Annotated in this window: 6 protein-coding genes and 3 tRNA genes; 3 read left to right on the forward strand and 6 right to left on the reverse strand. The window is 63.2% G+C overall.

Going from position 1 to position 7807, the window contains the following annotated elements:
* Window positions 1-56: 56 nt before the first annotated feature.
* The 5 genes from HBJ55_RS03930 to HBJ55_RS03950 all read right to left on the reverse strand — a co-directional run bounded on the left by HBJ55_RS03930 (window position 57) and on the right by HBJ55_RS03950 (window position 3309).
* The gene (locus tag HBJ55_RS03930; protein ID WP_167111264.1) at window positions 57-2318 is read right to left on the reverse strand and encodes an ATP-binding protein; all 2262 of its coding nucleotides are present in this window, start codon (window positions 2316-2318) and stop codon (window positions 57-59) included.
* A gap of 18 nt (window positions 2319-2336) precedes the next feature.
* On the reverse strand, window positions 2337-2837 hold the full coding sequence (locus HBJ55_RS03935) for a putative pterin-binding protein (RefSeq protein ID WP_167111266.1): 501 nt from the start codon (window positions 2835-2837) through the stop codon (window positions 2337-2339).
* Between the two features lie 127 nt (window positions 2838-2964).
* Window positions 2965-3040 (reverse strand) — tRNA-Asn (locus HBJ55_RS03940).
* Between the two features lie 86 nt (window positions 3041-3126).
* Window positions 3127-3202, reverse strand: a tRNA-Asn gene (locus HBJ55_RS03945).
* A gap of 31 nt (window positions 3203-3233) precedes the next feature.
* Window positions 3234-3309: transfer RNA gene (locus tag HBJ55_RS03950), tRNA-Asn, on the reverse strand.
* Between the two features lie 325 nt (window positions 3310-3634).
* Here HBJ55_RS03950 and betI point away from each other — a divergent pair.
* The 3 genes from betI (at window position 3635) to betA (ending at window position 7655) form a co-directional block, all read left to right on the forward strand.
* The gene (gene betI, locus HBJ55_RS03955) at window positions 3635-4255 is read left to right on the forward strand and encodes a transcriptional regulator BetI (RefSeq protein ID WP_206022186.1); all 621 of its coding nucleotides are present in this window, start codon (window positions 3635-3637) and stop codon (window positions 4253-4255) included.
* Window positions 4252-5721, forward strand: a complete 1470-nt coding sequence (gene betB / locus HBJ55_RS03960; protein ID WP_167111268.1) for a betaine-aldehyde dehydrogenase — start codon at window positions 4252-4254, stop codon at window positions 5719-5721. The genes betI and betB overlap by 4 nt, the downstream gene beginning before the upstream one ends.
* Window positions 5722-5963: 242 nt before the next feature.
* On the forward strand, window positions 5964-7655 hold the full coding sequence (gene betA, locus HBJ55_RS03965) for a choline dehydrogenase (RefSeq protein ID WP_167111270.1): 1692 nt from the start codon (window positions 5964-5966) through the stop codon (window positions 7653-7655).
* Window positions 7656-7669: 14 nt separating this feature from the next.
* On the opposite strand, the gene HBJ55_RS03970 is transcribed toward betA, so the two are convergent.
* A partial coding sequence (locus HBJ55_RS03970) for an IS3 family transposase (RefSeq protein WP_167111272.1) occupies window positions 7670-7807 on the reverse strand: 138 nt, incomplete at its 5' end.

Genomic DNA, 7807 nt, shown 5'->3' on the forward strand with positions numbered 1-7807 from the left:
TCCCGACCAGGTCCAATTGCCGCTTTGTCGGTCGCCGGCACGCTTTTCGGGAGAGCCTAGCCTTGCGGTACGTCCTCCATGCCCAGGTAGCCCAGCATGGCAAAGGCCGCTCTCGTGGCATGCCCAAGCTGGATCAGCCGAGCCACGGCCTCTTCGAGGACTCGCAGGTCTTCGAGGTCCGCCGCGCTTTCGAGTTCGGCGGCGGCCTGAGCCAGTTCGCGACAGCCCAAGGACGCAGCGGCTCCCTTCAGAGAATGCGCCGACTCCCTGAGTCCTTGTCGATCCTCCTGGCGCAGACAGTGCTGAAGTGTTTCCCGATCATCGACGAGTCGCAGGGTGAACCTCTGCACCAGAATACGTAACGCCTCCGCGTCCAGGACTTCGCGCAGCGCCGCCAGCGTGTCTCGGCTGAGCAGCCTGTCGGCCGTCGAGCCGTCATATGCATACCATGTTTCGTCCGGAGTATTGCCGTGAGCAGGACTCGCATCGCTTCCTGGCACGGCATCCTCGCTGGGCCTGGGCATGAGCCACTGACGGAGAATTCGTTGCAGGTCCTGGCGCGTATAGGGCTTGCAGAGCACATCATCCATGCCGGCCTCCAGGCAGCGCTGCCTGGCGGACGGCATGGCGTTGGCAGTCAGCGCCACGATGGGCAGCGCGCGCTGACCGGCGGGCTCCTGACGACGCCAGCGGCGAGTGGTTTCGAGGCCGTCCAGAGTGGGCATCTGCATGTCCATCAGCACCAGGTCGAACGCATGGCGGGACATTTCCTCGAGACCGGCCCTACCATCCGCGGCCACATGCACGGTCTGCCCCAGGTGCTCGAGCATGGCTCTGGCCAGCTCGCGGTTGGCTGGCTGGTCTTCAACCACCAGGATGCGTCCTCTGGGCTGCACGGTCGACGATGCCATTCCCACCCGGCCCGACTGTGCCGAAGACACCTCCTCTGGCGCCGGAACCGATAGGGGCAGATGGACCCGGAAGCGGCTCCCCACGCCCGAGGTACTCTCGAAGTCGATATGCCCCTGCATGGCTTTAACCAGCCGCTCACAGATGGCAAGCCCAAGCCCCGAGCCACCATAGCGACGCGCGATGGTACTGTCCGCCTGTGTGAACGGCTTGAAGATCTGCGCCTGGCTCTGCTCGGGAATGCCACACCCGGTGTCCTCCACACTCAGGCACAACGTATTGCCCCCGAACTCGCAAACCGTCAGTCGCACTTCTCCCGCGCTGGTGAACTTGAAGGCGTTGTTGAGCAAGTTCATCAGCACCTGGCCGATACGTGTGGTATCGCCCAGCAGCCAGGTTGGCAGGGTATCGTCCACGCTCACGACGAAACCGATCCCACGACCTTCGCTCACCAACCGATAGTGCCGGCTCAATTGAGCAACGAATCCTTCGAGGTGGAATGGCTGCGAATCGATATCCAGAGAGCCGGCATCGTACTTGGTATAATCGATGACATCGTTGATCACCGCCTGCAGGGTCACGAGACTGTCGTTCAAGGTTCCCAGAAGCTGGGTGCCCCGGGGGGTCAGCGGCTCAAAGGCAAGCAGTTCAGCAACCCCGACCACGCCGCTGAGCGGCGTGCGTATCTCGTGGCTCATCACCGCCATGAATTCGGATTTGGCCTGGCTGGCATGCTCCGCTTGTCGGACTGCCGCATCGAGATCATGCGCCTGAACCTCGAGCAGATCGCGCCGCTTGCGATTGGCTTTGCCCTCCTCGATCAGCGATACCACCAGGACCAAACCCGCCAGCACCAACAGCACGATCAGTACCAGCAGCACCTTGTAGAGGTACCAAAGGTTGTCACGCTCCTGTGTTCGCATCCTGGCGACATGGGCATTGATGTCGAGCAGCAGCCTGGACGTCAGCTCCTGCAGTCCGAGCAACTGCCGCGCCAGGCTCTGCTGAACATCACGGTCAAGCGCTCGCTGCCCGCTTTCCAGCGCCGACATGAGCGGATCGATCTGCCGAACCACTCTGATGGCCTCTTCAAGAGGCATTCCCAGGGGCTGCTGCATCAGCGTATGCTTGAGTTCCCCGCGGCTAAAGAGATCGGCGCGGCTGAACAGAATCTCGTAGCGCAACAGCACGGTATCGAGGCCAGCCTCCTGCCATCCCGACAGTGCCAGTCGCATCTCGCTGACTTCACGATCGAACTGGTAGGCCGACCAGGTGAGGTCTTCGAGCATCTTGTGCTCGATCTGCTGCTGGCGGTCGTAGATGATCTTCGCAGTCAACAGGGCCGAGCAGAACAGCAATACCGCTGCGAAGGCAGCGATTCGGTAACGCAGGGCAGGACTGCCCTTCATACCGAACACTGCAGACCGTCACTCTGGGAGCACATCGATATGGACCACCTGCCAGACCGAGCGCGTCATCACCTTTTCAGTGAGCAACTCGGGAAATTCATCGAAGGGATAGATAATGAACAGAGGCCCTTGGTCACGCACCCTCAAGGGAGCCCCATCGAGGGTCATCGCCAGTAGCACGTCATACTCCATGAAGTCGGCAACCGGCACGTTGGCGGCATAATCGTTGAGGGCAGTCACCCGCAGCATGGTGCCTTGCGCCCCTACCTTTTCCAGCACGTCGCGCCCAAGCGGTCCCGTAAAGGTGGCCAGACCATCGTGCCAAGGGGTATGGGTCCGCGTCGTGTGCTGCTCCAGAGCCTCAAGCATCCCACGGTCGAATAGAGCCTCGTTACCCGCATTGGTCGCGGTGATGTTGCCACTGACGGTCAGAATCACACGCCCTTCCGGCTCTTCAAGCGCATGCCCCGAACCGATCAGAAAAAAGAGCAGCAAGCCACCCATCAAAGCCCTGCGCATCACTCTCTCCCAGGTCGTCGTGCTTGACCGAGTATACGGCAAGACAATGCCTTGGCCGGCTCCACATGAGTCAACGCTCCGGCAGGGTTCGAACGAAGGCAAGGAAGAAAACGAACAGAAAAGAAACTGGCTCCCGGAGCAGGACTCGAACCTGCGACCCAGTGATTAACAGTCACTTGCTCTACCGACTGAGCTATCCGGGAACGATGCTTTCTAGGAAGTGAGGAACTTCCTTCTGGCAAGGCCGTGGACCTTGCGGAGAGCTGATGGCTCTACTTTTGCAAGCTGATGGCTCCTCGAGCAGGACTCGAACCTGCGACCCAGTGATTAACAGTCACTTGCTCTACCAACTGAGCTATCGAGGAATGACGAGCGTCAGGATCAGCGAATGTTCATTGGCTCCCGGAGCAGGACTCGAACCTGCGACCCAGTGATTAACAGTCACTTGCTCTACCGACTGAGCTATCCGGGAATGGCCCTGAACACGGTGCGTAGTATACGGATCGCTCACATAAGGTCAAGGCCGGATTCTTGCGAGCCGATGCCTCCCCAAACGCATGACGCCCGCGCAACAGAAGTCGCACGGGCGTCAGCGAGATAGTCTGGTGGCTACGCCCTGATTTGAACAGGGGACCCCATCAGGGAATGGTACCCCTGCAACGCGGCAGGATTATGCCCGAAGCGAGGCGAGCAGGCAAGCCCAAAGCGGCTCGTCTTTTTATTGATTGAACGTTCAATAAAAAAATGTCATGCTCTCCAAAGAATGCCAGAGGCGTCGCATCAGGAGGAGTCAGCGGATGCCCAAGACAGGTATGGAGCCGATCCGGCGCAGCCAGCTCATCAAGGCCACCATGGCCGCCATCGACGAAGTCGGCCTGGCCGATGCCACGGTGCTGCGTATCGCCCGTCATGCCGGCGTATCGGCCGGCATCATCAGCCACTATTTCGGCGGCAAGGATGGCCTGCTCGAAGCCACCATGCGCCAGGTCCTCTCCGATCTGGGACAGGCCGTGGCGGCACGACGGAGCAAGCTGGCCAACGGCTCCCCGCGCGACCACCTCGGCGCCATCATCGATGGCAACTTCGACCGTAGCCAGGTTTCCGGCCCGGCAGCCAAGACCTGGCTCGCGTTCTGGGCCAGCAGCATGCACAGGACCCAGTTGCAGCGCCTGCAGCAGGTCAACGACCAGCGACTCTACTCCAACCTGTGCTGCCAGTTCCGCCGCCTGATGCCACGCGACGCGGCGCGCGATGCCGCCCGCGGCCTTGCCGCCATGATCGACGGCCTGTGGCTGCGCGGCACCCTCAGTCCCGAAGGGCTGGATACCGAGCGCGCCCGTCGCATTGCCCATGGCTATCTCGACCAGTTGCTCGCCGGTTACGACACCTCCCCTGCGTCCTCAAAGGAGACAGCATGACAGCTTTCGACACCGAGCCCCTCTACATCGATGGCCGCCGGGAGCCGGCAACCTCCGGCGAATCGTTTGACGTCATCAACCCCTATGATGGCAGCCTGCTGGCCAAGGTCGACCAGGCCAGCCAGGCCGATGTCGACCGTGCCATTGCCTGTGCACGCGAGGGCCAGCGCCGCTGGGCCGACATGACCGGCATGCAGCGCGGGCGCATTCTCAATCGTGCCGTGGCACTGCTGAGAGAGCGCAACGACGACATCGCCCAACTCGAGACGCGCAATACCGGCAAGCCGATAAGCGAAACGGCCGCGGTGGACATCGCCACTGGTGCCGACGTGCTCGAATACTATGCGGGCCTGGCCCCGGCCATCGAGGGCGCCCAGATTCCCCTGCGCGAGTCGTCCTTCGTCTATACCCGCCGCGAGCCGCTGGGTGTGATCGGTGCCATCGGCGCCTGGAACTATCCCATCCAGATTGCCTGCTGGAAGGCCGCGCCTGCGCTGGCCGCGGGAAACGCCGTGGTATTCAAGCCCAGCGAGGTGACGCCGCTGACCGCCATGAAGCTGGCCGAGATCTTCACCGAGGCGGGACTGCCGGACGGTGTGTTCAACGTCGTCCACGGCGACGCCCGCGTCGGACAGATGCTGACCGGGCACCCGGATATTGCCAAGGTGTCGTTCACCGGGGAAGTGGGCACCGGCAAGAAGGTGATGGCGGCCGCCGGCGGTTCGACCCTCAAGGACGTGACCATGGAGCTGGGCGGCAAGTCGCCGCTGATCGTGTTTGCCGACGCCGACCTGGACCGCGCCGCCGACGCGGCGATGATGGCCAACTTCTACTCCAGCGGGCAGATCTGCACCAACGGCACGCGGGTCTTCGTCGAGCGTTCGGTGAAGCAGACCTTCGAGGAGAAGATCGCCGAGCGCGTGGCGCGCATTCGCGCCGGTAACCCGCTCGACCCCAGCGTAAACTTCGGCCCGCTGGTGAGCTTCGAGCACCAGGCCAAGGTGCTCGACTACATCGAATACGGCAAGCAGGACGGCGCGCGCGTGCTGGTCGGCGGCAAGGCTTTGGCCGAGAGCGATTTGGCCAATGGCGCCTGGGCCCCGGCCACGGTGTTCACCGATTGCACCGACGACATGCGCATCGTGCGCGAAGAAATCTTCGGCCCGGTCATGTCGATTCTCGTCTTCGACGACGAGGAGGAGCTGATCCGGCGTGCCAACGACACCCACTATGGGCTGGCGGCCGGCGTATTCACCGAGAGCCTTACCCGCGCGCACCGCACCATTCACCGCCTCGAGGCCGGCATCTGCTGGATCAACACCTGGGGCGAATCGCCCGCCGAGATGCCGGTGGGCGGCTACAAGCAATCCGGTGTGGGCCGCGAGAACGGCATCGAGACCTTGGCCCACTACACCCAGACCAAGTCGGTGCAGGTGGAGATGGGACCCTTCGAGTCAGTGTTCTAGGAGGCAGCGAAGGATACCCACTTTTCAGCCAACTGGATCGCTCGGGGCTGATCCGTCGACAAGCCTGCGAGGAGGCGCTATGAACCCCGCCCTGGGCGCTACCTACGCCATCCCTGGCGTAGGACCTCCTCTCCGGCTTGTCCCCGGCGCCCCTCGCTACAGCCAGCCGCGCCTGCCTTGGGCCGACACGTCTTGTGCAGGCGAGCAGGCCCGCTTCCGTCGCGTTATCAGTGAGAGATGTTATGTCCCAGATTCGTGAATTCGACTACGTCATCATCGGTGCCGGCTCGGCCGGCAACGTGCTGGCCACCCGCCTCACCGAGGATTCGTCGGTCAGTGTGCTGCTGCTCGAGGCCGGCGGCCCCGACTACCGCTTCGATTTCCGTACCCAGATGCCTGCCGCCCTGGCCTATCCGCTGCAGGGCAAGCGCTACAACTGGGCCTTCGAGACCGACCCGGAGCCACATATGAACGGCCGCCGCATGGAATGCGGCCGTGGCAAGGGGCTCGGTGGTTCGTCGCTGATCAATGGCATGTGCTACATCCGTGGCAATGCGCTGGACTACGACAACTGGGCCAGCATGGCCGGCCTCTCGGACTGGCGCTACGCCGATTGCCTGCCCTACTTCAAGAAGGCCGAATGCCGCGACATCGGCCCCAACGCCTACCACGGCGGTGACGGCCCGGTCAGCGTGGCCACGCCCAAGGAGGGCAACAACGAGCTCTATCGCGCCTTCGTCGATGCCGGCGTGCAGGCCGGCTATCCCGAAACCGAGGACGTCAACGGCTATCAGCAGGAGGGCTTCGGCCCCATGGACCGTTTCGTCACGCCCAAGGGGCGCCGCGCCTCCACCGCCCGCGGCTACCTCGACCAGGCCAAGCAGCGCGGCAACCTCACCATCGAGACTCACGCCACCACCGACGTGATCGAGTTCGAGGGCAAGCGCGCCGTGGGCGTACGCTACCTGCGCCGCGGCCAGCCGCATCAGGTTCGTGCTCGTCGCGAGGTCCTGCTGTGCGCCGGCGCCATCGCCTCGCCGCAGATCCTGCTGCGCTCGGGCGTAGGCAACCCCGAGCACCTTCGCGAACTCGACATCCCCGTGGTCCACGATCTGCCCGGCGTCGGCGAGAATCTGCAGGATCACCTGGAGATGTACATCCAGTACGAGTGCAAGCAGCCGATCACGCTCTATCCGGCGCTGAAGTGGTTCAACCAGCCGAAGATCGGGGCCGAGTGGCTGCTGCGTGGCACCGGCATCGGCGCCAGCAACCAGTTCGAATCGTGCGCGTTCATCCGCACCCACGACGAGGAGCCCTGGCCCAACCTGCAGTATCACTTCCTGCCCATCGCCATCAGCTACAACGGCAAGAGCGCCGTGCAGGCGCACGGTTTCCAGGCCCACGTGGGCTCGATGCGCTCCGAGAGCCGCGGGCGTATCCGCCTGACCTCGCGCGATCCGCAGGCGGCCCCCAGCATTCTGTTCAACTACATGTCCCAGGAGAAGGACTGGCAGGAGTTTCGCGATGGCATTCGCCTGACCCGCGAGATCATCGCCCAGCCCGCCATGGACCCCTACCGCGGCCGCGAGATCTCGCCGGGGCCGGACGTGCAGTCCGACGAGGAGCTGGACGCCTTCGTGCGCAAACATGCCGAGACCGCCTATCACCCTTGCGGCAGCTGTCGCATGGGGGAAGGCGACGATGCGGTGGTGGACGGCCAGGGCCGCGTGCATGGCCTCGAAGGGCTGCGCGTGGTCGATGCCTCGCTGTTTCCGGTGATTCCCACCGGCAACCTCAATGCACCGACCATCATGCTGGCCGAGAAGATCGCCGATCGCATCCGCGACCGCGAGCCGCTGCCACCTTCCGACGCACCCTACTACGTATCCGGTGACAGCCCTGCCCGCCGCGAGCCTCAGCGTCGCCTGACCTGAACTCATCGACTCACTTACTGCGCCCCGCCATCGTGAACTGACCCCCAATAGTTGGACGGTTCATTCAGCGGCCCCAAGGCCTGGGCTCTGTACTCTACAGGGCTCAGGCCTTTTAGCTTCACCTTGATGCGCTCATGGTTGTAGTAGTGGAT

Source organism: Billgrantia bachuensis (assembly GCF_011742165.1).
GTDB lineage: Bacteria > Pseudomonadota > Gammaproteobacteria > Pseudomonadales > Halomonadaceae > Halomonas > Halomonas bachuensis.